Here is a 25,755-nt window from a genome sequence, read left to right as displayed (position 1 = left end):
AGACGGCCTTTTAGTCTGTTTATTGCTTATTGGATACTGGTACCGATACGGCTGAGTTCGCCCAAATTCATCCAAACAAAGAAGGCTTTACCGACAATCAACTTGTCATCGACAAATCCCCAGTAACGAGAATCGGCGCTGTTGTCGCGGTTGTCACCCATCGCGAAATAACGGCCTTCTGGGACTTTACAGATAAAGCCATTGCCGTCTTCTGCGTATTCGCAATTTTCCAAACCACTTTTTTCAAGCGAGTAATTGCTTTCAGGCATCACTTCGGAGGTGTATTTGTTCAATACGGCAATAGATACGGAAGGCTGACCGGCCTCCTTGACCACGTCAAAATTTTTGCCGTTCAAGGCCGTCTGAAAACGCTCAAGCGTATGAATCATAGACGGATCGGTATCATCTGCGTATTGATAGTTGCCGTTTGGTTTTTCAGAAATAATTTCACCGTTAACAGTCAAAACCTTATCACGGTATTCCACAACGTCGCCCGGAATACCGACGATACGTTTGATGTAATTCATCTCAGGCTGAAGCGGATAATTGAACACCACGACATCACCTCGGGCAATATTGCCGACAGGGATAATGACCTTATTCAAAATCGGCAGGCGGATACCGTAAGAGAATTTGTTCACCAAGATAAAATCGCCTTTGACCAAGCCAGGACGCATGGAGCTGGACGGAATTTGGAACGGCTCGGCAATAAAGCTGCGCAACACAAAGATAACCAAGATAATGGGGAAAAATCCACCCATGTAGTCGGTAAAATGCGCATTGTCTTCGCCGGTTTCGCTTTTTTTCAGACGGCCTTTATGGATTGCCCAAACCATGCCGGTGAACACGACAAACACCAGCAATACGGCGGTAAAGCTCATAAATTCAGACAAAATGCCGAATACGCCGACCATGCACAAGAGGTAACTCCATTGCAGGCCGGAGCTCCATTCGCCGTTTTCCTGACGCTCTTTGCTGCTTTTGAAGTTGAGGACCAAGCCGGCCAACAGTACAACGATTGCGCCTAAAGTCAGATTTATACTCATTATTTATCACTCACTTGCAGAATCGCCAAGAATGCGCTTTGCGGGATTTCCACGTTGCCCACTTGTTTCATGCGGCGCTTACCTGCTTTTTGTTTTTCGAGAAGTTTTTTCTTACGCGTAATATCGCCGCCGTAACATTTCGCCAAAACGTTTTTACGTAGGGCCTTGACGTTTTCGCGGGCGATAATCTGGCTGCCGATGGCGGCCTGTACGGCGATGTCGAACATCTGGCGCGGAATCAGCTCGCGCATTTTTGACGCCAACTCACGACCACGGTGAACCGCGCTTTGACGGTGCACAATCAGGCTCAGGGCATCGACTTTTTCGCCATTGACCATGATGTCGAGCTTAATCAAATCAGACGGCTGGAACTCTTTGAAATGGTAGTCCAACGAAGCATAGCCGCGCGAAGTCGATTTAAGCTTGTCGAAGAAGTCCATTACGACTTCGTTCATCGGCAAATCGTAAGTCAACATGACTTGACGGCCCATGTACTGCATATTGACCTGCACGCCGCGCTTTTGGTTACACAAAGTCATGACGTTGCCGACATACTCCTGCGGCACAAGAATGGTCGCGGTAATAATCGGCTCGAGAATGGTTTCGATGCTGCCGATGTCGGGCAGTTTAGATGGGTTTTCGACTTCGATTTTTTCGCCGCTCTTCAAAACGACTTCGTAAACCACCGTCGGCGCAGTGGTAATCAAGTCCATGTCGAACTCGCGTTCCAAACGTTCCTGTACGATTTCCAAGTGTAGCAGGCCTAAGAAGCCGCAACGGAAGCCGAAGCCCAATGCCTGAGAAACTTCAGGTTCGAATTTCAGTGAAGCATCGTTCAGTTGCAATTTTTCCAAAGCGTCGCGCAAGGCTTCGTAGTCGTGGCTTTCCACAGGATAGAGACCGGCAAATACTTGGCTTTGTACTTCTTGGAAGCCGGGCAACGGCTCAGAGGCAGGGTTGGCAACCAAAGTCACCGTATCGCCGACTTTCGCCTGTCCCAATTCTTTTACGCCGGTAATCAGAAAACCCACTTCGCCGGCTTTGAGTTCTTGTTTTTGAACCGATTTCGGTGTGAATACGCCCAACTGCTCGACCTGAGTTTCCGCCTTGGTGCTCATAAAGCGTACTTTGTCTTTCAGCTTGATGGTGCCGTTTTTCACACGAATCAGCATGACCACGCCAACGTAGTTGTCAAACCATGAATCAACAATAACCGCTTGCAACGGCGCATTTTCATCACCGGTCGGCGCAGGGATTTTGGCAACGATTTCTTCCAAAACATCTTCCACACCAATGCCGCTTTTGGCAGAACACTGTACCGCGCCAACGGCATCAATGCCGATGATGTCTTCGATTTCCTGTTCCACGCGCTCGGGGTCGGCGGCAGGCAGGTCGATTTTGTTCAAAACAGGCACGACTTCCACGCCCAAATCAATCGCGGTATAGCAGTTCGCCACGGTTTGCGCTTCCACGCCTTGTGACGCGTCAACGACCAAAAGCGCGCCTTCGCAGGCAGAGAGCGAACGGGATACTTCGTAAGAAAAGTCGACGTGTCCCGGCGTATCAATTAGGTTAAGCTGATACACCTGCCCGTCGCGTGCTTTATAGTTGAGCGCGGCGGTTTGCGCTTTGATGGTAATGCCGCGCTCTTTTTCGATGTCCATGGAGTCGAGCACCTGCGTACTCATTTCGCGCAAATCCAAACCGCCGCAGTATTGGATAAAACGGTCGGCAAGCGTCGATTTACCGTGGTCGATGTGGGCAATAATGGAGAAATTCCGTATGTTTTTCATATTGTTATTAAGATAAATGCAATTAAAGTCGGAAAGGCCGTCTGAAAAAACAGGGATTCGGTTTTCAGACGGCCTTAGAATAAGGTTGAATCGTTCCGTATTCTAACGGAAATTCAACGTTTCTGCATGATTTTATAGCGATTTGACAATCTCGGTCACCATCTTCGCCGAGCTGACAGCCGCCGTTTTCAAAAACTCTTCAAAGCTGATGTCCGCTTTCTCATCTGCCGAATCGGAGACGGCGCGAATAATTACAAACGGCACTTCCAACTGGTAACAAGTCTGCGCAATCGCCGCAGCTTCCATTTCCACTGCTTTTACTTCTGGGAAATGGCTGCGGATTTCCGCGACACCTTCGCTGCTGTGCACAAAACGGTCGCCACTGACAATCAGGCCTTGCGTGACAGCCGCTCCGTCAAACACTTGCGCCGCCTTTTCTGCTTGGCGAATCAAGTTTGAATCCGATGCAAACACGGCAGGAAGTTGCGGTACTTGTCCCCAAACATAACCAAAAGCCGTTACGTCAACATCATGATGCGCCACAGTTTCGCCGATGACCACATCACCGACCTTCAGGCCCTTGCCCAAACCGCCTGCACTGCCGGTATTGATGACGCAATCCGGTGCAAACTGATGAATGACCCAAGAAGTCGAAACCGCCGCATTGACTTTACCGATACCGCTCAAAACCAATACCATACGTTTTCCGGCCAATTCACCTTCATACGCCGAGAATTTACCGAAGGACACATGCTTGACATTGGTCATGCTTTCACGCAAAAGCTCGATTTCCTGTTCCATTGCGCCGACCACGGCAATTGTTTGTACTGACATCTCGTTACCTTTCCATTCACTAATCGGGCAACATTATAACAGCAGAATTTAAAATCACAGGGATACTGAAAAATCTGCTATATTCCCAGAACGACACCCAATTTAAAACAGATTGATGCTCCAGCTAGCAATCAGCAAATAATGATTGCATCTGTTATAATTACCATAGATAAAATAACTATATTTTAAATACCTAAATTCTTATGTTTAACGAAAATACTCCGGATGCAAAAGAAGAATTGTTCGCTTGGCTACGCCATATGAACAAATACAAAGGCTCCGACCTTTTCATTACCACCAATTTCCCACCGGCCATGAAAGTGGACGGCAAAATCATGCGACTGACTGATGAGCCGCTGAGTGCTGAAAAATGTATGGAAATCGCTTTTTCGATTATGTCTTCCAAACAAATCGAAGAATTTTCTTCCACCAACGAATGCAACTTCGCCATCAGCCTGCCCGATACCAGCCGCTTCCGTGTTAATGCAATGGTTCAACGCGGTGCAACTGCTTTGGTATTCCGTTCCATTACCAGCAATATCCCGAAATTTGAAACGCTCAATCTACCCCCTATTCTGAAAGACATTGCCCTCAGAAAACGCGGCCTGATTATTTTTGTCGGCGGTACAGGTTCGGGCAAGTCCACTTCCCTCGCCTCCCTTATCGACTATCGAAACGAAAACAGCTTCGACCACATTATTACCATCGAAGACCCGATTGAGTTTATCCACCAACACAAAAACTGCATCATCACCCAACGTGAAATCGGTGTAGATACAGAAAATTGGCCGATTGCATTGAAAAATACCCTGCGCCAAGCGCCGGATGTTATCCTGATTGGTGAAATCCGCGACCGCGAGACCATGGACTACGCCATTTCCTTCGCAGAAACCGGCCATTTGTGTATGGCAACACTGCACGCCAACAGTACCAACCAAGCGCTCGACCGCATCATCAACTTCTTCCCCGAAGAGCGCCGTACCCAGTTGCTGACCGACTTATCGCTCAACCTGCAAGCCTTTATTTCACAACGACTGATTCCCCGTGAAAGCGGACGGGGTCGTGTGGCGGCGGTCGAAGTTTTGCTCAATTCGCCAATTATTGCCGACTTGATTCAAAAAGGCGAAGTCCACAACATCAAAGAAATGATGAAAAAATCAACCGGCATGGGCATGATCACTTTTGACCAAGCCTTGTATGATTTGTATGAAAACGGCGATATCAGTTATCAAGACGCCATTAAAAATGCCGACTCCGCTCATGATTTGCGCTTAGACATTCAATTACGAAGCCGTCGTGCGCAAAATGCCGGTCCGGATTTAGAATTGATTTAACAGCTTCAAAGCATAAAAAAGGCCGTCTGAAACCTTACTACGAGTTTCAGACGGCCTTTATTCCATCAAATAATCAAGCCTGTTTCAGTTTTGCATCGGCATCACGCAATGCAGTGCGCAGACCTTCTTCGATAACCGGATGGTAGAACGGCATATCCAACATTTGCGGAATCGTCATCTTCATTTGATGCGCCCAAGCCATCAAGTGTGCCAAATGTTCGGCAGCAGGGCCGACAATTTCCGCACCAATGAAACGGCCGGTCGCTTTCTCAGCATACAAACGCATATGGCCTTTGTTTACCAACATAACGCGGCTGCGGCCTTGGTTTCGGAAGGAAACTTCACCGATGACAAACTCATCAGGCTGATATTTCTCCGCAACTTGCGCGTATTTCAAACCGATAGTGGCAATTTGCGGACTGGTAAATACCACGCCGATTACGCTACGGCGCAAACCGCCCTCAATATTCGGGAAAATAGCGGCATTGTGACCGGCAATTTTGCCTTGGTCAGAAGCTTCATGCAGCAGAGGCAGTTGGTTGGATGCATCGCCTGCGATAAAGATGTGCGGAATGCTGGTTTGCATGGTCAGCGGATCGGCAACAGGCACGCCACGTGCATCTTTTTCGATATTCAGGTTTTCCAAACCGATATTGTCCACGTTCGGACGGCGACCGGCGGCAGCCAAAGCATATTCGGCATGGAATATACCTTTTTCGCCATCTTGTTCCCAATGAACTTCAACATTGCCTTCTGCGTCCAATTTGACTTCGGTTTTGGCATCCAAATGCAAGGTCAACTCTTCACCAAAAACGGTTTTGGCTTCTTCAGCGACAACAGGGTCGGAAATACCGCCAATAGCGCCTGCTACGCCAAAAATTTCAACTTTTACGCCCAAACGGTGCAAAGCCTGACCCAACTCTAAGCCGATTACACCAGGACCGAATACGGCCACACTCTTAGGCAGGGTATCCCAAGAGAAAACATCATCGTTCACAATCAAGCGATCGCCCAAAACTTCCCACTGAGGGAAAATCACAGGGCGCGAACCGGTAGCAATCACAAAACTTTTTGCAGTGATTTGAGTGTGGTCATCGATTTGGACGGTGTGTTCGTCAACAAATTTTGCCGTACCCATAATACGCTTGTCGGCAGGCCACTCTTCTACATCACTGACTACAAAACCAACAAAACGGTCGCGTTCGGACTTCACGCGGTGCATGACTTCTTCGCCGTTTACCGTTACGCTGTCTTTATCCAAATGCACGCCAAACGGATCGGTATGCAGAGCATGATGGCGCGCTTCCGCAGCTGCAATCAGCAATTTGGACGGCATACAGCCGACACGCGCACAAGTTGTTCCGAATACATTGTTTTCAATCAGGTAAACATTATCTGTATGAAGTCGAGCATTGCGAAATGCGCCCATACCGGCTGTACCGCCACCCAGTACTACCACATCTGCTTGAATTTTTTTCATATTTTATCCTTACTGTCTATATCCAAACCGATATTGCCATCAGGTTATCCGTTTTCAGACGGCCTAAACTTCATAAACTATCAAAATTTAAAAATCAATAGCCAATATCTAAATATCGATTTAAAACAATAATCTCAAATTCTACTTGTAAATATAGAGTTATTCAGAACGCCGATTTGCAAACGTCGTCTGAATAACTCTATATTTGGGTCTTTCAGACGGCCTTTTCAAGCCGTCTTAAGCATACAGGCAATTAGTTTTTAGCCAAGTAAGCTTCCAAGTCTTCGCTGCCACCGATGTATTTACCGCCGATGAATACTTGAGGAGCAGTCATCTTGCCGGTAATAGCGCGTACGGAAGTAACAGTTGCATCTTTGCCCAATACGATTTCTTCGTAAGACAAGCCTTTGTCTTGCAGAGCTTTTTTAGCTTTAGCACAGAATTGGCAGCCAGGTTTGGTGAAGATGGCAACAGACTCTTGAGCTTTCCAGTCAGGAGCAATGTATTTCAACATAGTGTCAGCGTCAGACACTTTGAAAGGATCGCCTGGCTCTTCAGGTTCGATAAACATTTTTTCAATCACGCCGTCGTTAACCAGCATGGAGTAACGCCAAGAGCGTTTGCCGAAGCCCAAGTCTTCTTTGCCAACCAACATGCCCATGCCTTCAGTGAATTCACCATTACCATCAGGAATCATGTAGATGTTGTCAGCTTCTTCTTCAGCAGCCCAAGCGTTCATTACGAAAGTGTCGTTTACAGATACGCAGTAGATTGCGTCAACACCGTTTTCTTTGAACGCGCCAAACAATTCGTTGTAGCGTGGCAGGTGAGAAGAAGAGCAAGTTGGAGTAAATGCGCCAGGCAGAGAGAACACGACTACTTTTTTGCCTTTGAACAAATCATCAGTAGAAACATCTTTCCAAGTGTCGCCAACGCGAGTGCGGAATACTACGGAAGGTACTTTTTGACCGGTACGATCTTGCAAAGCCATTTTTAAGCTCCTTAAAAATTCGGGTTTGAGAAATGAATCAATGCTTGCATTTTAATGCAGGCCTATCGATTTGTATAATTTATAGTTCAAATAATATTAATTACATCAAACTATCAACTCAATTAAATCGAGAACAGCTATTCCTCTAAATGAAGGCCATCTGAAATAAAACAAGTACCTGACTGAAATTATTTTTTAGGTAAGGGCTGAACGGGAGAATCCGAAGCCACAATTTCGCCGATGGCTGTTTCCGCAATATCCTTCAAAGCATAGCGGTCTTTATCAGGCATATCTGTCGGTTTGTACTGAGGCGAGAAATCCAAGCGGATACAGATTTTCTTCATAGAAACAATGCGCCATAAAGATTGAAGCAGGTTTACCTCCGCATAGGATGGCAGATCCGTCCGTTGTCCTTCGTCATCATAATATCGCAAAGTTACCGCCTGAATCGGCGCTTTCGCATCAATAGCCGATTGGAACAGGGCAGCTTTAAACGGCAAAATACCCAAGCCGGAAGAAGTACGCGCCTCAGGGAAGAAGCTGACATTCTGCCCTGCTTTCAATGCTGCACAAATCGCCTGATTAATCGGCTCGACATCACGGCGGGAATTGCGATTGATAAACACCGTGCCGGCATTTTTACCCATTTTCCCCAAAACCGGCCAACCGCTGATTTCCTGTTTCGCAATAAAACTGCTCGGATAAACGGCGCTCATGGCAAAAATATCCAACCAAGACACATGGTTGGCCACCACCAAAGTACCACTCACATTTCCTTGAGGCGGTACGCCGATTTCCAATTCGATATCCAAAGCATCCAACGCACCTTTTCCCAAAACAACCACAGCATGATTGCGTTCCTCTGCATTGTTGCCATCAATGGCACGCAAATCCCGGCCGGTTCTGAATAACCAAGCTGCCAAACGGCAAAGTCGGCTCAGACGTTTAAAAAAAGGAGCTTTTTGTTTAGACATAAAATTTCTTCTGTATTGTGTTCATTATGTTCAGACGGCCTCTGACATTTAAGGCCGTCTGAAACTATTTCTGGCAATTTGGACAATAAAATGTTCCACGCTGCCCCAAAGTTTCTTTAAAAATCAACCCGCCACATTGGACACAAGGCTCATTGTGGCGGCCATAGACCGTATATTCCTGCTGAAAGTAGCCGCTTTTTCCATCGCTATTAACGAAGTCTCGCAGTGTACTGCCGCCCGTTTCAATCGCCCTCAGCAGAACCGCTTTAACGGTTTCCACCAATAATGCGCATTCTTTCTTGGTCAGCTTATTCGCCGGACGCAATGGCGAAATACCTGCCTTAAACAGACTTTCATTCGCATAAATATTACCGACACCAACCACCACTGCATTATCCATCAGCGCTAATTTGACTGCACGCTTTTGGGTTTTCAATTTCTGATACAGGTAATTTGCATCAAAATCATCCGAGAGCGGCTCCGGTCCCAACTTTTCCAACAGCGGATGATGCTCGGCAATACCCTCATACCACAATACCGCACCAAATTTACGCGGATCGTGATAACGCAATACGGTACCGTCATCAAATACAAAATCTAAATGATCATGTTTATCCGGCGTGGCGATGCGCTCATCATCGGCGGTAAAAATCCGCAAACTGCCGGACATACCCAAATGCATAAGTAAAATACCCGTTTCAAAAGTAACAATCAAATACTTCGCACGCCGGTTGCATGCCAAAACTTTGCGCCCGGCCAAAATTTGCGCCAAGTTCGGATGGATAGGCCATCTCAATTTAAACTGGCGAATAATGACTTTTTCTATCTTTTTGCCATCAATATGCGGCGCGATTCCGCGTAAAGTCGTTTCTACCTCAGGTAATTCAGGCATCATTATTCTCCAAATTCATCATTATATATAGGCCGTCTGAAAACTATTCGGCCAAACGTGCCGTACTTAAAGCAACCGTATTGCCATCGAATGCAGATTCCAATTCAGGCAAAGGATGGACACCAATCAAATGTTTCGTTAAAACCACACCATACACCGCCGCACACTGCGGCCACCACCTATCCCCTGCCTTTTCCATAAACTGCCAAAACTTCAAAGCAGATGATGAATTCACAGCAGGCAGATAATCCATAAACTGCCCATATTCCATTTCAAAACCAATAGCGGCAGTTTTTCGTTTCAACTCAGCCAGAGCCAAGCATTGAGATTTCATAGGCAGTCTTTTACCATCAAACCACGAGCTCAACCCCCACAAAGATTTAAGGTTAAACCCCGTTAAAATCAACCTGCCCTCGGGTTTTAATATCCTAAATGCCTCTTGCAACACCAAATCGGCAGATGAAATTTCCAAAAGATGGGGCATCAATAATACATCCACGGAATGCGTTTCAAATGCCAACATTTCAGCATCCATCAGCACATCGCGCGGTACCACAATCATATTTTCAGACGGCCTCTGCCATACACCGTCCAATTGAACCGCCACTTGCCTATTCAAATATTGCAAATGCCGTCTGAAAAAATCCGCCTCTTTTTGAGCAAGATATTGCCCCATTGGCGTTTGCATAAAAAAAGTTTCCATTAAATGCTCTCCTATGCATCCCGACTTGTGTGACAGAATTTTAACACCACGACCACATCATACACGCAAATTCCCTGCCCGACTTGACGTTTGAATGCTGAAACGATACCATCGAAAGGACAAAATTTTATTATATATTTGATAACTCTATTTACTATGGCAAAACTAAAAACCATCGTTCTGACCGTTTCAAGCCTGTCGGCAGTTTCCGCCACAGCCTACGCGCAAAACGCTACGCCCAACCAAGTCGGCATGGCAATGATGCGCCTCAACTCTTCCCTGCTCGACCAAGCCAAAACACAAACCTTCGGCTCTGGTAGCTTGTGGGCATCATTACGTAAAGACTTCCGCATTAACGAAGTCAACACAGAACTGGTTCGCCGCCATGAAAACAAATTTGCTGCAAACAGTGCATATTTCGACCGCACCATCTCCCGCAGCAAACCTTATATGTACCATATTGCCAATGAAGTTAAAAAGCGCAATATGCCTGCTGAAATCGCTTTGTTGCCTTTCATTGAAAGCGCATTTTTAACCAAAGCCAAATCACACGTCGGCGCATCCGGCCTGTGGCAATTTATGCCGGCTACCGGCCGCCACTTCGGCTTGGAAAAAACGCCTTTGTATGACGGTCGTCACGACGTTTACGCCGCTACTGATGCCGCGCTGAACTATCTGCAATACCTGCACGGTATGTTCGGTGACTGGTCTTTGGCCCTTGCTGCTTACAACTGGGGCGAAGGTAATGTTGGTCGCGCCGTAAACCGTGCCCGTGCGCAAGGTTTGGAGCCGACATACGAAAACCTGCGTATGCCGAACGAAACACGCAACTACGTTCCCAAACTTTTGGCCGTCCGCAATATCGTTGCCAATCCGCAAACCTTCGGTATGAATATCAGCGAAATCAGCAATCAGCCGTATTTCAAATCTGTCAGCATCGACAAACCTATTGATAACAGCACAATTGCTCGTTTTGCAAACATCAGCGAAAGCGAACTGTTGGCACTCAACCCAGGTTTCAATGCTCCAGTATTCATCCCTAAAAACAACCGTCGCCTGTTATTGCCGGTTTCTGCGGTTTCCGCATTTGAAAAGAACTACCGCAATGCCAATCCAGATACCCTAATGTCTTGGGATATTTATACTTCTTTGGGCAACAAAAAGCTTAACGCCATTGCTAACGATACCGGTATGAGCGTAGCCGAACTCAAACGCCTCAATGGCCTGAGCGGTAGCGCCATTTCTGAAGGCCGCAGCATTTTAGTGGCTAAAAACTCAGCTATCCAAAGCCAAGACATTATTAACTTTATTGACAAAGACAATACGCCGGATACTTACCAATCCAATATGCCGGCCATGTCTCCGATTATTGCTTCCAACGCAGTAGAACCGGTTAAAGTCGCTCAAACTACCGTGACCAATATTGTTGCACCTGTTGTTCCTCAGTCCACTAAACCGGTTGACTTTATTGCACACAGCAAAACTGAAAACGTTACTTCCGTAGCGGTAACAGAAACCAAAGAGCAGCCTCAAGTTGCAAGTATAGAAATGACCGCCCCAGTTGTAGCCATGGTCCATACTGCTATTGAGCCTGCTACCACAAATGTTGCAGAAGCACCCAAAGCGGCTATCCCTGCCGACTTGACTGCACCGACTGTTGCCGCAAACGATGTAGCCCCTTCTCCAGCAGTTGAATCTGTTGCTGCTGCGCCGGTTCAAGAAGAGCATGATGACCTGATGGCTTTGGTACAAAGCCGACCTGCAGAGGAACCTGCAGCGACTGTTGCTGAAGCGACTCCTGAAACCAAACAAGTTCAAACTGTTGTCACCGCTGAAAACGCTCGTACAGAACGTATCGCAGCCAATACCGCTAAACAACAACAACGCATCAATGCGCGTCTTGCCCGTGTAAATGGCCAACAAAACACACAAACTGCAGCACTTGCAGCAGGTATACACCGCGTGGAAGATGGCGATACGTTGTTTAACATCTCCAAACGTTACAACTTGAGCGTAGCCGATTTGATTATTGCCAACAACATCAAAGGTAACAATATCAAAAAAGGCCAAATCCTCCGCGTTACAGCTGCTCCGGCAAAAGTCCGCAGCAACCCGATTCAAAACGTTTCCTACACTGTACGCAAAGGCGATACTTTGAACACCATCGCCAACCGTTTCAATGTTGATATTAATGATATCCGCCGTTGGAACCGCAATACACGTACGGTGACCCCTGGTCAACGTTTGAAACTGATTGGTAGCTAATACTTGCTTCAAAACAAAGGCCGTCTAAAATATTCAGACGGCCTTTTTCTTTATGATAAATTATAAATTCAATTTTTGATAACAAAATAGTTATCTCTTCAAGACATAAACATCCATGCAATAACTTCCACATAGAAAAAAGAGTGTGTAAAAACACACTCTCCTCTTCAAATAGATTGCCGTCAAATTTTACTCTTAACAGCTGCATTCAAACATATAAATCCTGTATACACATCACTATGCCGGTGAAAAAGCATCACAGAAGAAGGCATCTTCCGGTAAAGCGCAATTTTGAGTCAGCAAACTTTGCGCATTCTCCGTCATGGCTGGTGACCCGCAAGCATAAACTTCATATTGGCTCAAATCAGGATAATTTTGTGCTGCAACGTTTTGCACATATCCACTCTCCCCTTTCCATTCAGAATCAGGCTTAGAAAGAACAGGCAAGAATTTCGCATTTTTCAGACGGCCTATTAATGCTTCTGCTTCTTCCAATGCGTACAAATCCTCCTGCTGACGTGCTCCCCAGTAAAAATGAACCTGACGTTCGCTATTCTGATGAATCAAATCAAGCAAGATGCTGTGGATAGGTGCGTAACCTGTACCCGTTGCCAACAAAACAATCGGTCTATCGCTGTCCTTTTGCAAAGTAAACGTACCCAATGGGCCTTTAATGCGGACAATGCCTTTTTCTTTGATTTTAGGCTCTGCACCAAAAATCATTTCCGAACATACGCCATTTTCTCGTTTCCGAATATGCAACTCCAAAACGCCTTCTTGGTCAGGTGAATTGGCGATTGAATAACTGCGACTAATATTACCCGGAAGCAACAAGTCAATATACTGCCCTGCATAAAATGCAAACGATGGGGCTTTAGGCAAAGCCAATCTCAACAAAGCAACATCATGTTTGATTTCAATCGTTTCGATACGTACAGGCAAAGTGCGCACTGGCAAAGCATTCGGATTAAACCCCTGCACATTGATTTTCAGGTCGCTCTTCGCAGTAGTACAGCACAATAGCACTTTGCCCTGCGCTTTTTCTTCTTCGCTGATGGCTTTATCAATATGATCGCCCATTTCAAATTCACCACTCATCAACTCGGCCTTACATTGTCCGCAGGCGCCACTTTTACAAGAATGGGGCAGATTTAAATTCTGACGGGTCGCAGCAGCAAGAACGGTTTCATCATCGTTTGCCGTAAATGTTATTTGATCTGATAAGGTAATAGTATGTGTCATGGTATTTAGAATAATTTTAGAATCAAAAATAAAGGCCGTCTGAAAAATAAGACCTATTTTTCAGACGGCCTGTCCTATCTATCAAGCTAATTTGGCTTTAATCAACTCTTGAACTTGAGCAGGATTGGCCTTGCCTTTACTTGCTTTCATCACTTGGCCGACAATCGCATTCAAGGCTTTTTCATTGCCGGAACGGAATTGCTCAATGGCTTTCGCATTATTTGCCAACACTTCATCCACCATCGCTTCAATTGCTCCAGTGTCGGTAATTTGTTGCAAGCCATGTTTTTCGATGATTTCGGCAATACCTGCTTCAGGCTCGGCCCACATTGCTTCAAAAGCTTTTTTCGCCAATTTGCTACTTAATGTTCCGTCTGCAACTTTAGCAACCAACTCGGCAAGGCGTGGAGCCGTAATCGGGCTTCCAGCTAATTCCAAACCTTCTTTGTTCAAAGTAGCAGCAAGCTCGCCGTTCATCCAGTTCGCCGTTAATTTACCTTGGCCGCAGGCTTTGGCTGCTTCTTCAAAATAGGCGGCTTGAGCGCGGCTGGCAGTTAACAGGCGCGCATCATAGTCAGACACGCCGTAATCGACAACAAAACGCGCCGCCATTTCATGCGGCAACTCTGGCATTTGCTCTTTGGCTTTTTGCAATTGGCCGTCTGAAATAATGACCGGAAGCAAATCCGGATCTGGGAAATAGCGGTAATCATGTGCATCTTCTTTCAAACGCATCACACGGGTTTCGCCTTTTTCAGGGTCAAACAGCATGGTTGCCTGCTGTACTTTACCGCCGTCTTCCAAGATTTCAATTTGCGCTTCCACTTCATAATTGATGGCTTGTTCCAAGAAGCGGAAAGAGTTGAGGTTTTTGATTTCACGGCGTGTACCGAACTCTGCCTGACCTTTCGGACGGACAGATACGTTGGCATCAACGCGGAACGAGCCTTCCGCCATATTGCCATCGCAAATATCCAGCCAAGTTACCAAACCGTGTAACGCTTTAGCGTATGCCACGGCTTCGGCTGCGGAACGCATTTCAGGCTCGGAGACAACTTCCAATAAAGGCGTACCGGCACGGTTCAAGTCAATACCGGTGGCACCGTTTAAACCCTCGTGCACGGATTTACCCGCATCTTCTTCCATGTGCGCACGGGTAACATTGATGGTTTTAACCTCATCGCCCACTACGATTTCCAGTTTGCCGTGTTCTACAATCGGCAAATTCAACTGGCTGATTTGATAGCCTTTTGGCAAATCAGGATAAAAATAGTTTTTACGGTCGAACACGTTTTTCTGATTGATTTTCGCATCCAAAGCCAAACCGAGTTTGATGGCTTTTTCGACGACTTCGCGGTTCATTACCGGCAATACGCCCGGCAACGCACACTCAACCACGCTGGCGTGGGCATTAGGCTCGGCACCGAATGCAGTGGATGCGCCGCTGAAGATTTTGGATTGGGTGTTGAGTTGGACGTGGATTTCCAGTCCGATTACGGTTTCCCAAGTCATAAGGGTCTTTCTGTCGAAAAAAAGTTAATCGGTTAAATGAGTGATTCGTTTTTCAGACGGCCTGAATAAAAAACATAATAGGCCGTCTGATAAGATAAGTTTATTTCCTGCGGCGTTGGAAACCGGGCAGTTGCCAATGGAAACGGTATGCAGTCAGGCGAAACAACAATCCGCCGGCAAAGAGCAGGTTTAACGTAAAAATATTAATCCAGCCCAAATGCCCGAACAGATAAATCAGCCCGCCAATCAAAATGGCTACACTGCCGTAAAGGTCGGTGCGCAAAATCATCGGCACATCATTGACCAAAATATCGCGCGCAATACCGCCACCAACGGCAGTCACAAAAGCCAAAGAAATAACGCCGAACAAATTGAGCTGCAAGGTCATACCGATTTGTGCGCCGGTAATGCTGAACGCTGCCAAACCGATGGCATCGGCAATAATAAAAGCAGCAGCCAAATAGGTGCTGCGATAACGTTGCACCCTTATCAACCATGCGATGGCAAGCGTGGCAAATACAACTATCAGCGCATCGGTTTGCAAAAACACTTGCGGAATCCGGCCGACCAAGCCATCGCGTATCATGCCGCCGCCGACAGCCGTCAGTAACGCAGTAATGACGACACCGAGTACATCCAACCGCTTGTTGTAGCCGACCAAATAGCCGGAAATGGCAAACGCGGCTGTCCCAATGATTTGAATGAAGTCGGTGGCTGTCATGTTTTTAAATATCTACAATATGCAGCACCTCAATACATTCAGGCGCTTTTATATGGTTTATTTTCAGACGGCCTTGAATCATCAAGGCCCTAAAACATTATTCCGGCGCTTTAGTGTGCCAATCGCTGTTCAGCTGAACTTGATGTGCGGCACCCAAAATTTTGGCTTCGGAGAAATAGTTGCCGATAAATTGCACACCAATCGGCAGGCCGTTTGCGCTGAAACCGGCAGGCAGAGTCAGTGCAGGCAAACCGGCAAGGTTCACGGCGATGGTGTAAATATCGGATAAGTACATTTGCACAGGGTCGTGAATGTCGCTGCCGAGTTTTGGCGCGGCAGTCGGCGCAGTCGGCGCCAAAATGAAATCACATTGACCAAAGGCCGTCTGAAAATCATTGGCAACCAGACGGCGCAGTTTTTGCGCTTTCAAATAGTACGCATCGTAGTAACCATGGCTCAATACATAAGTACCGATCATGATACGGCGTTTGACCTCGCTGCCAAAACCTTCGGCACGGGTGTTGCTGTACATTTCTTCCAAATCGCCAAATTGCACCGCACGGTGGCCATAACGTACGCCATCAAAACGGGACAAGTTGGTACTTGCTTCAGCAGAGGCAAGAACGTAATAAGCAGGAATCGACAATGATGTTTGCGGCAGGGAAACTTCAACAGTCTCCGCTCCTTGTACTTTGAGCAAATCAATAACGCTTTGCAAGGCCGTCTGAACATCGGCATCTGCGCCTTCGCCAAAATATTCTTTAGGCAAACCGATTTTCAAACCTTTGAGCGGCTTGTCCAAATCACGGGTGTAGTCTTCTTTGTCGCGCTCCAAACTGGTGGAATCGCGCTCGTCAAAGCTGGCCATAGCGTTCAACAAAATCGCGCAGTCTTCGGCTGTTTGCGCCATAGGGCCGGCTTGGTCGAAGCTGGAAGCATAGGCAACCATACCGAAACGTGAAACCGTACCGTAAGTCGGCTTGATGCCGGTAATACCGCAATGCGATGCAGGCTGACGGATAGAACCGCCGGTATCCGAACCCAACGCAACCGGTGCCAAACGCGCCGCAATCACGGCAGCCGAACCGCCTGACGAACCGCCGGGAACATGTTCAAGATTCCATGGGTTTTTGGTTGCGCCGTAGAACGAAGTCTCATTGGTCGAACCCATGGCAAATTCGTCCATATTGGTACGGCCAAGAGTAACCATGCCGGCATCCAACAGGTTTTGCACCACAGTAGCAGTATAAGGAGAAACGAAGTTATCCAACATTTTGGAGCTGCATGCACTGCGCCAACCTGTTTGGCAGAAAATATCTTTGTAAGCAACCGGCACACCGGTCAAAGCTGTTGCATTACCGGCCGCGATACGCGCATCGGCTGCTTTAGCTTCAGCAAGGGTCTTATCTTGATCGATGGTAACGTAGCCGTTGATGGTAGGGTTTTTCGCAGCAATAGCGGCCAAATATTCGGTCGCCAATTCGACTGCGGAAATTTGTTTGGATTGCAGCAGGCTGCTGGCTTGTTTGAGCGTGTAAGCGGTCATTGTGCCGTACTTTCTATAAAACAGTTTTTGCTTTCAAAACAGATATTGAAAACATCCGTTTAAATCAATAAATCGGGCCGTCTGAACAAAAAATCCTTTCAGACGGCCTTGCAATAGGGGCTTGCCGATAAGCAAAGGCCGTATGAAACCTTATTCTTCAATTACTTGAGGAACAATATACAGGCGGTTGCGCACTTCGGGGGCAACAGCCTGATATTCGGCAGCATGATCGGTTTCAGTCACTTTATCTTCGCGCAGGCGTAAAGCGGCTTCGTGCGGATGCGCCATGGGTTCGATACCGTCGGTATTGACGCTTTGCATGTTTTCAACCATGGCGAAAATATCGTTCAACTCGGCAAGCGTTTTGTTTTTTTCTTCGTCCGTTAAAGTGAGGCGCGAGAGTTTTGCGATTTTTTCCACATCATTTAAGCTTAAAGCCATAAAAAATCCTTGTCTGATAGCAATGCCTCTTGGGTTTGGGGTATCATTGCATTTCGTCTTCTATGAAGCGAAGAATTATAACCGAAAACCAAACAGGTTGGCATGGTGTTTTGATTCAGACGGCCTTTTAAGGGCGCATTTATCCGTCTAAAACCGTGTACCTGTTTTTCTTATTTTAAATACTGCTTAAAGCATCCGGACTGGGCCGGAATTTCAGGAATCCTAATGTTTCGTCTTTTATCTCGTTTCCTCTCCAATGATATTGCCATCGATTTGGGCACGGCCAACACGCTGATTTTTGTACGCGGCAAAGGGATTGTTTTGGATGAGCCGTCCATGGTTGCGATTCAATCCGGCGCAGGCAATAAAAGTAAAATTATGGCAGTGGGCACGGAAGCCAAAAAGATGCAGGGTCGTGCGCCGCGCAATATCGAAATTGTCCGCCCGATGAGGGACGGTGTGATTGCAGACTTTGTGATCACCGAGCGTATGCTGGGGATGTTGATTAAAAAAGCCACCGAAGGACGGTCTTTGGTTCCGCCTCGCGTGGTTATCTGTGTTCCTGGCGGCTCTACCCAAGTGGAACGTAAAGCAATTTTGGATTCGGCGTTTGCCGCCGGCGCGGCAAGCGTGCATTTGATTGAAGAACCGATGGCCGCCGCTTTGGGCGCGGGCTTGCCGATTGAAGATGCGGCAGGTTCGATGATTGTCGATATTGGCGGCGGTACGACTGAAATCGGTATTCTTTCACTGGGCGGCATGGCCTATTCTGCTTCTGTCCGCGCAGCCGGCGATGAATTCGATAAAAGTATCATCCATTACCTGCGCCGCCATCGCGGTGTCTTGATTGGCGAAGCTACAGCCGAAGAATTGAAGAAACAAATCGGCTCTGCCTCGGGCTTTGAAACCGAAACAGCCATGCGCATTAAAGGCCGCGATCTGGCCGAAGGTACGCCTAAATCCTTGGCAGTTACTTCAGATGAAATCCGTGAAGCATTGAGTGAAACGGTAAATCAAATCATCCGTGCCGTTCGTCTAGCTTTGGAACAGGCTCCGCCTGAATTGGCCGGCGACATCGCCGACCGCGGTATTATGCTGACCGGCGGCGGTGCGCTTCTGCACGGTATCGATACTGTCTTGGCCGACGCAACCGGCCTGCCCGTCGGTATTGCCGACCAACCTCTGAACTGCGTTGCCTATGGTGCCGGTAAGGCTTTGGACTATATCGGCAAATGGGATACCGTATTCACGGAAAACCCATAAGGTAGATGGTTATGGAACGCTCTTCTTTGCGCTTTGACGAGGCAAAAGGCTCTAAGCTGTTGCCTCGTTTTGTCGTTTATATCGCTCTGGCTGCCGGCCTGATGGTGGCAGATTACCGCTTTTCATTGATGCAGCCTGTACGTGCTGCAGTAATGCCCATGCTCTATCCTGTTCAATGGCTGGCAAATCAACCTGTTCAACTTTATCAATATTTTGCCGACCTCTCCCAGTCCAAATCCGAGCTCTTGGAACAAAACCGCCAACTTCTGGAAGAAAATGGCCGTCTGAAAATTGATTTGCAGCGAGATAAAGTCAATACTGATGAATTGCGCGAATTAAAAAAACTGTACGGTTTGCAACAAAAAGGCATTCACAACGTTATCGGTGCGGAAGTCATTTCCAATGGCAAAGATCCGCTTTCCGAAAGACTGATTATCGGCAAGGGCGGCCAAGATGGTTTGAAAGTTGGCGATGCGGTCATCGATCAAAGCGGTTTGATCGGCCTGTTGACACAAGTTCACACACAAAGTGCGGAAATTGGGCTGATTTCAGGCGGACAAAGCATTGTCCCCATAGCCGTCAGTCGCACCGGCGAACGCAATTTGGCATACGGCAATGGCAACGGTTTGGATTTGCGCTATTTTCCAACCGGCTCAGACTTGAAACCCGGCGATATTCTACTGACTTCCGGCTTGGACGGTACTTATCCGGCGGGGATTCCCGTTGCAACCGTCAGCAAGGTTGTCCGCGCATCGGGAACGCCTTATTACGATACGCAACTGACGCCTTTAGCCGCTTTACGCAGCAGCCGTTTTGTCTTGGTACTTTCTTCCGCCCCTTCTTCCCCACGCTGATTTCATGAACGATTTTGACGATTCTTACCGTGCAGTACCGCTGCACATTATGGCGGCCAGTCTCATCGTGATGATGATACTGGACTTTATGCCGTTTTCCTTTGACGGGTTCTTCTGGCTGCCTGAAATGACGGCACTGATGCTGCTGTATTGGGCATTGCACCAACCGCAACGCGCAGGCATGGGACTGGCTTTTGCCATCGGCCTGATTGTCGATGCCGCAACCGCCGCGACTTTGGGATTGCACGCCCTGTCTTACGTCGTGATGACTTATTTCATTTTAAACCACCGCCGCCAGATCATGCTGTACGGCCACATTATGCAATTGGCTGCTGTCTTGGCTGCGCTGCTTCTCAATCAGGCCGTCTTAACTGTTGCCCGTTTGTTCCTTAATCATCAGGTCATCACTTTGCAAGGCTTTGTTGCCCCATTTGTCGGCACATTACTTTGGCCGATACTCAGCCAGCTAATGTTGATTGTGACCCGTATTTACCGCTCCCACTGAAAAGATGAAACCGACTCTTCCACGCCGTCTTTCCGGTGGTCAACATATCAAGAAACCTTCCGCTCAGGCAGCACAAGCCGACGCTTTGTTGCGCCTGCTCGTTGCGTTTATCCTGATTGTTATCTTCTTTTCCATCTTGCTGGCGCGGTTCTTTTACCTGCAAGTGACTCAGCACAACGAGTTTTCCGGTCAAGCATCGAGCAACCGCATCACCCTGATTCCAACGCCGCCCGTACGCGGCGAAATCGTCGATATCAACGGCGTTCCTTTGGCCAAAAACTATCCTGTCTTTTCGCTCGAAGTTATTCCCAGCCGCATCGAAGGCAAGATGGAAGATGTCATTGAAGCATTGAAAAAATACGTCGATATCACGCCGACAGATTTAAAACGCTTCAAAAAATACCGCGAAAGCTATAGAAAATTTGAAAATATCCCACTCAAACTCAAACTGACCGATGAAGAAGCCGCCCGTTTGTCCGTACATCTGCGCGAATTCAAAGGCGTAGAGGTCAATTCACGCACTTTCCGCGAATATCCTTACGGCAAACTGACTTCCCATTTCTTAGGCTATATCGGCCGTATTAGCGACAAAGACAAAGAAATGCTGGAAGAAGAAGGCCTGACCGCCCTCTACCGCGGCAGTACACATATCGGCAAATCCGGCTTGGAAAAATATTACGAACACCAGCTTCATGGCATTCCAGGCTATCAGGAAGTCGAAAAAGACGCTTACGGCAACATCGTCCGCGTATTGAAAAATGTTCCGTCCAAAATGGGGCAAACCTTGCGCCTAGGTATGGATATCCGTATGCAACAGGAAGCCGACCGCATCTTGGGCGACCGCCGTGGCGCATTGGTGGCCATCAATCCGCAAGACGGTACTGTTTTGGCTTTTGTTTCCAAACCTTCCTTTGATCCCAACCTCTTTATTGACGGCATCGACAGCGACACTTGGAAAATGCTGAATGACGATTGGAAAAAGCCTTTGATCAACCGCGTTACCCAAGGCCTTTATCCGCCGGGTTCTACATTCAAACCCTTTATGGGCATGGCTTTGTTGGAAAGCGGCAAAATTACTCAAAACACTATCGTCCCTGCACCCGGCGCATGGAGCATACCCGGCAGCCGCCATATCTTCCGCGACTCCGTCCGCAGCGGTCACGGCTCGGCCAACTTGAGCAAAGCCATTCAAGTATCCTCAGATACCTTCTTCTACCGTTTGGGTTACGAAATGGGTATCGATAAAGCCTCTCCGTATCTGGCGCAATTCGGTTTCGGCCAGAAAACCGGCATTGACCTGCCCAGCGAATACACAGGCGTTTTGCCCAGCCGCGAATGGAAAGCCAAACGCTTTGCCAAATCTTCCGACCCGACTGCCAAAGAATGGCGCGCCGGCGAGATGGTTTCCGTCAGTATCGGCCAAGGCTACAACGCCTACACGCCTTTGCAAATGGCACATGCGACAGCATCTCTGGCCAATAACGGTGTCGTTTATCAGCCGCATTTGGTCAAAGAAGTATTGGATTTCGGCGCGCGCAAAATTACCCGTATCAACCCCAATCCTGAGCGTCAAATTCCGTTCAAAGCCGATAACTTCGAATACGTCAAACGCTCAATGGAAAAGGTATTGAAACCGGGTGGTACGGCGCACCGTATCGGTGGCGGACTCGCCTATACGATGGGCGGTAAAACCGGTACAGCCCAAGTCGTACAAATTAAACAAGGCGGCCGCTACAATGCCGCAGCCCTGCGCGAACAACACCGCGACCACGCATGGTTTATCTCGTTTGCGCCATTGGAAAAACCTGAAATTGCCATTGCCGTTATTTTGGAAAACGGCGGCTGGGGTGCGTATGCCGCGCCATTGGCCCGTGAAATGACTGATTTTTATATGCTTCACGTCAAGCCGCAACAGTTTTCAGACGGCCTTGAGTCAGATTTAGCCAAAACTGAAACAACGGACAAGCATCAGCCTATTACCAGCATTTTCCAATCTGCCTACGGACTGACGCCGACAAGCCCTGCCTCACAGCCGGAGGTTCATCATGAATAACACATCAGTGTGGAAAAATTTCAAATCCACCATTGCGGCCCCGATTGACCCTTGGCTGTTTTTTGCCATGCTCGCCATCTACATCATGAGCCTGTTCCTGCTCTATTCTGCAGACGGGCAAGAGTTCGGCCAATTGGAAAACAAAACCATCCATACCGTTTTGGGCTTTGTCCTTTTATGGATTATCGCCGTATTCAAGCCGCAAATGGCTGCCAAAGTTGCCCTACCTGTTTACATTGTCGGCGTATTACTGCTGATTGGCGTCGAAGTTGCCGGCGTTACCGTCAACGGTTCGACACGTTGGCTGAGCCTCGGCTTTACCCGTATCCAACCTTCCGAAATCATGAAAATCGGTATTCCCATGACTGTCGCGTGGTATTTCCAACGCTATGAAGGCCGTCTGAAATGGGTACATTATATTGTTGCCCTCGTTCTGATTCTTGTTCCTGTTGCCCTGATATTGAAGCAGCCAGATCTGGGTACGGCAGCACTGATTATGGCTTCGGGTATTTTTGTCATCTTCTTTGCCGGATTGCCTTGGAAGGCTATTTTTTCCGCCATTATTGCCTTTGTGGCCGCTTTGCCGCTCTTGTGGAATTACGGCATGCACGACTACCAGAAAACCCGCGTCCTCACTCTGCTCGACCCAACCAAAGACCCGTTAGGCGCAGGCTACCACATCATCCAATCCATGATTGCCATCGGCTCGGGCGGCGTATGGGGTAAAGGCTGGCTCAACGGTACGCAAACCCATTTAGACTATATTCGCGAATCAACGACTGACTTTATTCTCGCAGTATTCGGCGAAGAATTCGGCCTGATTGGCAATATCCTTTTACTGCTGGTTTACCTCATCATTCTGGCACGCGGATTGTGGATTGCCGCACAAGCGCAATCCCTTTACAGTCGTACTTTGGCAGGCGCGTTGACCATGACTTTTTTCTGCTACGCCTTTGTAAACATGGGCATGGTCAGCGGTATTTTGCCCGTCGTAGGTGTCCCCCTCCCCTTGGTCAGCTACGGCGGTACGGCTACACTTTCCATCATGGTGGTGCTCGCCCTGCTGATGGGTATTGCCAACGAACACAAAAACCTCCGCCGCCGTAATGCGGATAACGATGACCTAACTGAAAGCGAGGAATAATATGGAACTGGGTGTAGAAATCGGCAAGCTGCTTGTGGCATTTCTCGTGCTGATTAATCCTTTCAGCGCGCTCTCAATCTATCTTGATCTGACACAAAACCACAGCACCAAAGAAAAGCGCAGAATCGCGCGTACTGCCGCATTGGCCGTTTTCATCGTAATCATCGTCTTTGCACTGAGTGGCGGTATCTTGTTGAAAGTACTTGGTATCAGCGTGGGCTCTTTCCAAGTCGGCGGCGGTATTCTGGTTTTGCTGATTGCCATCTCCTTAATGAACGGCAACAATAATCCTGCCAAGCCCAAAATCGACCCCAATTCAGAAGAGCATCACCATGAGCAACAAATCCGCCGCAATGAAAAAGCCATTGCCGTCGTACCCATTGCCATTCCGATTACCATCGGTCCCGGCGGTATTTCTACCGTCATCATTTACTCCTCTGCCGCCAAAAATTACAGCGATATTGCCCTAATTATCATCTCCGGCTTTTTGGTCAGCCTGATTTGCTATTTCATTCTGGTCGTGGCCGGACGCATCAGCAAACGCTTGGGCACTACCGGCCTGACCATCCTCAACCGCATCATGGGCATGATGCTTGCCGCCATTTCCGTAGAGATTATTGTTGCCGGCTTAAAATCCATTTTCCCCCAACTGGTCGCTTGAAGTACAATCATCACAATAAAAGGCCGTCTGAAACATTTTCAGACGGCCTCATAAAAACATAAAAACAAAGGAGTCAACCATGTTTCACAGCACCCACGTTTTCACCGGAGAAACCATTTACCGCAGACCGGCGCAAAGCTATACCGAGTTCACCGACGAATTAAACCGCCTCCAAACCCTTCAGCAAACCTTCGCACAATCAAGCATTATCGAGCGCACTGCCCTCTTACAACAATTTGCCGACAGCCTTACCCAAAACCAAGAACGCCCTGATGAAATGGTCTGCGAAGAAGTCGGACGCTGCCTGCACGAATGCCGTGCCGAAATCAGCAAATCCATCGAGCTTATCCGCTATTACGTCCGCCTTACCCCCGAACTGCTTGCCCATAAAACCATCGCCACTCAAGCCAGCCTCAGCCAAGTCCGCTTCGAGCCTTTGGGCGTTGTTTTGGCAGTCATGCCGTGGAACTACCCTGTTTGGCAGATTTTACGATTTGCCATCCCTGCCCTCTGTGCCGGCAATGCCTGCGCGGTCAAACCTGCGCCCAGTGTCGCCCGCGTCAGCGAAACACTCTTCAACCTCGTCCCCAAAGGTTTGCCGCTTATCGGCGCATGGTTAAACCATGAAGACACGCTTAAAGCCATTGAAGATACCGATGCCATGGCATTTACCGGTTCGACCCATACCGGTCGCTTGCTGGCCGCCCATGCGGGCAGACATCTGAAAAAAACCGTCCTTGAACTGGGCGGCAGCAATCCGTTTATTATCCTGCCTGATGCCGATCTGCAACGTGCAGTCATCGATGCCTGCTATTCGCGCTTTCGCGATGCCGGACAATCCTGCAATGCCGCCAAGCGCATCGTTGTTACCCAAGATATTGCCGAACAATTTATCCCGCTCTTCCTTGCCGAATGCGCCAAACTGCAAACCGGCAATCCCAAAGACCCGAACACTACCCTTGCCCCGCTTCACCGCGAAGACCTGCGTCAAACCGTACACGAGCAGGTTCAAGATGCGGTTGCACATGGCGCGCAGTGCTTGAGCGGCGGTTATATCCCTGAGGGAGAAAGCTGGTTTTACCCTGCCACGGTATTGGATCAAATCAACCCGAACTGCCGCGTTTGGCACGAAGAAGTCTTCGGCCCAGTTGCCATGATTTTACGCGCCAACAATCCGGATCACGCCGTCGCACTTGCCAACGACACACCTTTCGGCCTCGGCGCCTGTATCTACACAGCCGACACGGCAAATGCATGGCAATACGCCGAAAAAATTCAAGCAGGCTCTGTCTTTATCAACCGCCACACCAGCAGCGATCTGCGCCTACCTTTTGGTGGCGTCAAAGCTTCAGGTTATGGACGCGAGCTATCAGAATTCGGGCTGTACGAATTCGTCAACGTCAAAACCTATTGGCAAAAATAAACTGTTGCATTAACTCAGGCCGTCTGAAAACCCGATTTCAGACGGCCTGAGACCTTTGCAAAATTCCCCAAAATCCCC

General features: G+C 48.1%; 22 protein-coding genes. 9 read left to right on the top strand and 13 right to left on the bottom strand.

The features are described 5' to 3' along the window. Window positions 1-26 precede the first annotated feature (26 nt). From lepB to HMPREF3139_RS01520, 3 genes are all read right to left on the bottom strand, one after another. Window positions 27-1,046 carry a signal peptidase I gene (lepB, locus tag HMPREF3139_RS01530; protein WP_070459868.1) on the bottom strand — a complete coding sequence of 340 codons (1,020 nt, stop codon included), beginning with the start codon at window positions 1,044-1,046 and terminating at the stop codon, window positions 27-29. Further along, window positions 1,046-2,839: a translation elongation factor 4 gene (gene lepA, locus HMPREF3139_RS01525; RefSeq protein WP_002226499.1), complete on the bottom strand. Its 1,794-nt coding sequence runs from the start codon at window positions 2,837-2,839 to the stop codon at window positions 1,046-1,048. Before lepA ends, lepB begins: the two co-directional genes overlap by 1 nt. A 132-nt stretch (window positions 2,840-2,971) precedes the next feature. Further along, window positions 2,972-3,673 (bottom strand): 5'-methylthioadenosine/adenosylhomocysteine nucleosidase, encoded by a 702-nt coding sequence (locus HMPREF3139_RS01520; protein WP_049328596.1) that lies wholly within the window; start codon window positions 3,671-3,673, stop codon window positions 2,972-2,974. 203 nt (window positions 3,674-3,876) lie between these two features. Between HMPREF3139_RS01520 and HMPREF3139_RS01515 the strand changes: the two genes are divergently transcribed. Beyond that, on the top strand, window positions 3,877-5,007 hold the full coding sequence (locus HMPREF3139_RS01515) for a PilT/PilU family type 4a pilus ATPase (RefSeq protein WP_049328597.1): 1,131 nt from the start codon (window positions 3,877-3,879) through the stop codon (window positions 5,005-5,007). A 73-nt stretch (window positions 5,008-5,080) separates the two neighbouring features. Here HMPREF3139_RS01515 and HMPREF3139_RS01510 read toward each other — a convergent pair whose 3' ends face one another. The 5 genes from HMPREF3139_RS01510 to HMPREF3139_RS01490 form a co-directional block, all read right to left on the bottom strand. Beyond that, a complete protein-coding gene (locus HMPREF3139_RS01510; RefSeq protein ID WP_070459864.1) occupies window positions 5,081-6,487 on the bottom strand; it encodes a dihydrolipoyl dehydrogenase in 1,407 nt (468 codons plus the stop codon). A gap of 253 nt (window positions 6,488-6,740) precedes the next feature. Beyond that, a complete protein-coding gene (locus HMPREF3139_RS01505; protein WP_049348362.1) occupies window positions 6,741-7,478 on the bottom strand; it encodes a redoxin family protein in 738 nt (245 codons plus the stop codon). Between the two features lie 188 nt (window positions 7,479-7,666). Further along, a complete protein-coding gene (locus HMPREF3139_RS01500; RefSeq protein WP_070459857.1) occupies window positions 7,667-8,452 on the bottom strand; it encodes a 1-acylglycerol-3-phosphate O-acyltransferase in 786 nt (261 codons plus the stop codon). A gap of 64 nt (window positions 8,453-8,516) precedes the next feature. Next, complete coding sequence (gene mutM / locus HMPREF3139_RS01495; RefSeq protein WP_070460049.1) at window positions 8,517-9,344, bottom strand: bifunctional DNA-formamidopyrimidine glycosylase/DNA-(apurinic or apyrimidinic site) lyase; 828 nt, start codon at window positions 9,342-9,344, stop codon at window positions 8,517-8,519. A 43-nt stretch (window positions 9,345-9,387) separates the two neighbouring features. Further along, a complete protein-coding gene (locus HMPREF3139_RS01490; RefSeq protein WP_070459854.1) occupies window positions 9,388-10,047 on the bottom strand; it encodes a class I SAM-dependent methyltransferase in 660 nt (219 codons plus the stop codon). Window positions 10,048-10,203: 156 nt separating this feature from the next. Between HMPREF3139_RS01490 and HMPREF3139_RS01485 the strand changes: the two genes are divergently transcribed. Then, window positions 10,204-12,312 carry a LysM peptidoglycan-binding domain-containing protein gene (locus HMPREF3139_RS01485; protein WP_070459851.1) on the top strand — a complete coding sequence of 703 codons (2,109 nt, stop codon included), beginning with the start codon at window positions 10,204-10,206 and terminating at the stop codon, window positions 12,310-12,312. Window positions 12,313-12,549: 237 nt separating this feature from the next. Here HMPREF3139_RS01485 and HMPREF3139_RS01480 read toward each other — a convergent pair whose 3' ends face one another. The 5 genes from HMPREF3139_RS01480 to gatC all read right to left on the bottom strand — a co-directional run bounded on the left by HMPREF3139_RS01480 (window position 12,550) and on the right by gatC (window position 17,774). Next, the gene (locus HMPREF3139_RS01480) at window positions 12,550-13,554 is read right to left on the bottom strand and encodes an FAD-binding oxidoreductase (RefSeq protein WP_070459847.1); all 1,005 of its coding nucleotides are present in this window, start codon (window positions 13,552-13,554) and stop codon (window positions 12,550-12,552) included. An 81-nt stretch (window positions 13,555-13,635) separates the two neighbouring features. Further along, the gene (gatB, locus tag HMPREF3139_RS01475; RefSeq protein WP_070459844.1) at window positions 13,636-15,066 is read right to left on the bottom strand and encodes an Asp-tRNA(Asn)/Glu-tRNA(Gln) amidotransferase subunit GatB; all 1,431 of its coding nucleotides are present in this window, start codon (window positions 15,064-15,066) and stop codon (window positions 13,636-13,638) included. Window positions 15,067-15,166: 100 nt separating this feature from the next. After that, window positions 15,167-15,787 carry a trimeric intracellular cation channel family protein gene (locus tag HMPREF3139_RS01470; RefSeq protein WP_004520129.1) on the bottom strand — a complete coding sequence of 207 codons (621 nt, stop codon included), beginning with the start codon at window positions 15,785-15,787 and terminating at the stop codon, window positions 15,167-15,169. Between the two features lie 97 nt (window positions 15,788-15,884). Continuing rightward, the gene (gene gatA / locus HMPREF3139_RS01465; RefSeq protein WP_070459841.1) at window positions 15,885-17,333 is read right to left on the bottom strand and encodes an Asp-tRNA(Asn)/Glu-tRNA(Gln) amidotransferase subunit GatA; all 1,449 of its coding nucleotides are present in this window, start codon (window positions 17,331-17,333) and stop codon (window positions 15,885-15,887) included. A gap of 150 nt (window positions 17,334-17,483) precedes the next feature. Beyond that, entirely contained in the window at window positions 17,484-17,774 is a 291-nt protein-coding gene (gatC, locus tag HMPREF3139_RS01460; RefSeq protein WP_003685110.1) for an Asp-tRNA(Asn)/Glu-tRNA(Gln) amidotransferase subunit GatC, read from the bottom strand. A 225-nt stretch (window positions 17,775-17,999) separates the two neighbouring features. Between gatC and HMPREF3139_RS01455 the strand changes: the two genes are divergently transcribed. The 7 genes from HMPREF3139_RS01455 to HMPREF3139_RS01425 all read left to right on the top strand — a co-directional run bounded on the left by HMPREF3139_RS01455 (window position 18,000) and on the right by HMPREF3139_RS01425 (window position 25,677). Then, the gene (locus tag HMPREF3139_RS01455; protein WP_070459838.1) at window positions 18,000-19,037 is read left to right on the top strand and encodes a rod shape-determining protein; all 1,038 of its coding nucleotides are present in this window, start codon (window positions 18,000-18,002) and stop codon (window positions 19,035-19,037) included. Between the two features lie 11 nt (window positions 19,038-19,048). Next, a complete protein-coding gene (gene mreC / locus HMPREF3139_RS01450) occupies window positions 19,049-19,891 on the top strand; it encodes a rod shape-determining protein MreC (protein ID WP_070459835.1) in 843 nt (280 codons plus the stop codon). 4 nt (window positions 19,892-19,895) lie between these two features. After that, a complete protein-coding gene (gene mreD, locus HMPREF3139_RS01445; RefSeq protein WP_070459832.1) occupies window positions 19,896-20,396 on the top strand; it encodes a rod shape-determining protein MreD in 501 nt (166 codons plus the stop codon). Window positions 20,397-20,400: 4 nt separating this feature from the next. Continuing rightward, window positions 20,401-22,449, top strand: coding sequence for a penicillin-binding protein 2 (gene mrdA / locus HMPREF3139_RS01440; protein ID WP_070459829.1), 2,049 nt, complete (start codon window positions 20,401-20,403; stop codon window positions 22,447-22,449). Continuing rightward, on the top strand, window positions 22,442-23,593 hold the full coding sequence (rodA, locus tag HMPREF3139_RS01435) for a rod shape-determining protein RodA (RefSeq protein ID WP_070459826.1): 1,152 nt from the start codon (window positions 22,442-22,444) through the stop codon (window positions 23,591-23,593). The genes mrdA and rodA overlap by 8 nt, the downstream gene beginning before the upstream one ends. Window position 23,594: 1 nt before the next feature. After that, a complete protein-coding gene (locus HMPREF3139_RS01430) occupies window positions 23,595-24,254 on the top strand; it encodes a MarC family protein (RefSeq protein ID WP_070459823.1) in 660 nt (219 codons plus the stop codon). Window positions 24,255-24,333: 79 nt separating this feature from the next. Beyond that, complete coding sequence (locus tag HMPREF3139_RS01425) at window positions 24,334-25,677, top strand: aldehyde dehydrogenase family protein (protein ID WP_070459820.1); 1,344 nt, start codon at window positions 24,334-24,336, stop codon at window positions 25,675-25,677. The last annotated feature ends 78 nt before the right edge of the window (window positions 25,678-25,755 follow it).

Origin of the sequence: Neisseria sp. HMSC15G01, assembly GCF_001808255.1 — a bacterium.
Taxonomy (GTDB): domain Bacteria; phylum Pseudomonadota; class Gammaproteobacteria; order Burkholderiales; family Neisseriaceae; genus Neisseria; species Neisseria subflava_A.
Note: the sequence above shows the minus strand (reverse complement) of the source record. Positions and strands in the feature narration are given on the sequence as shown.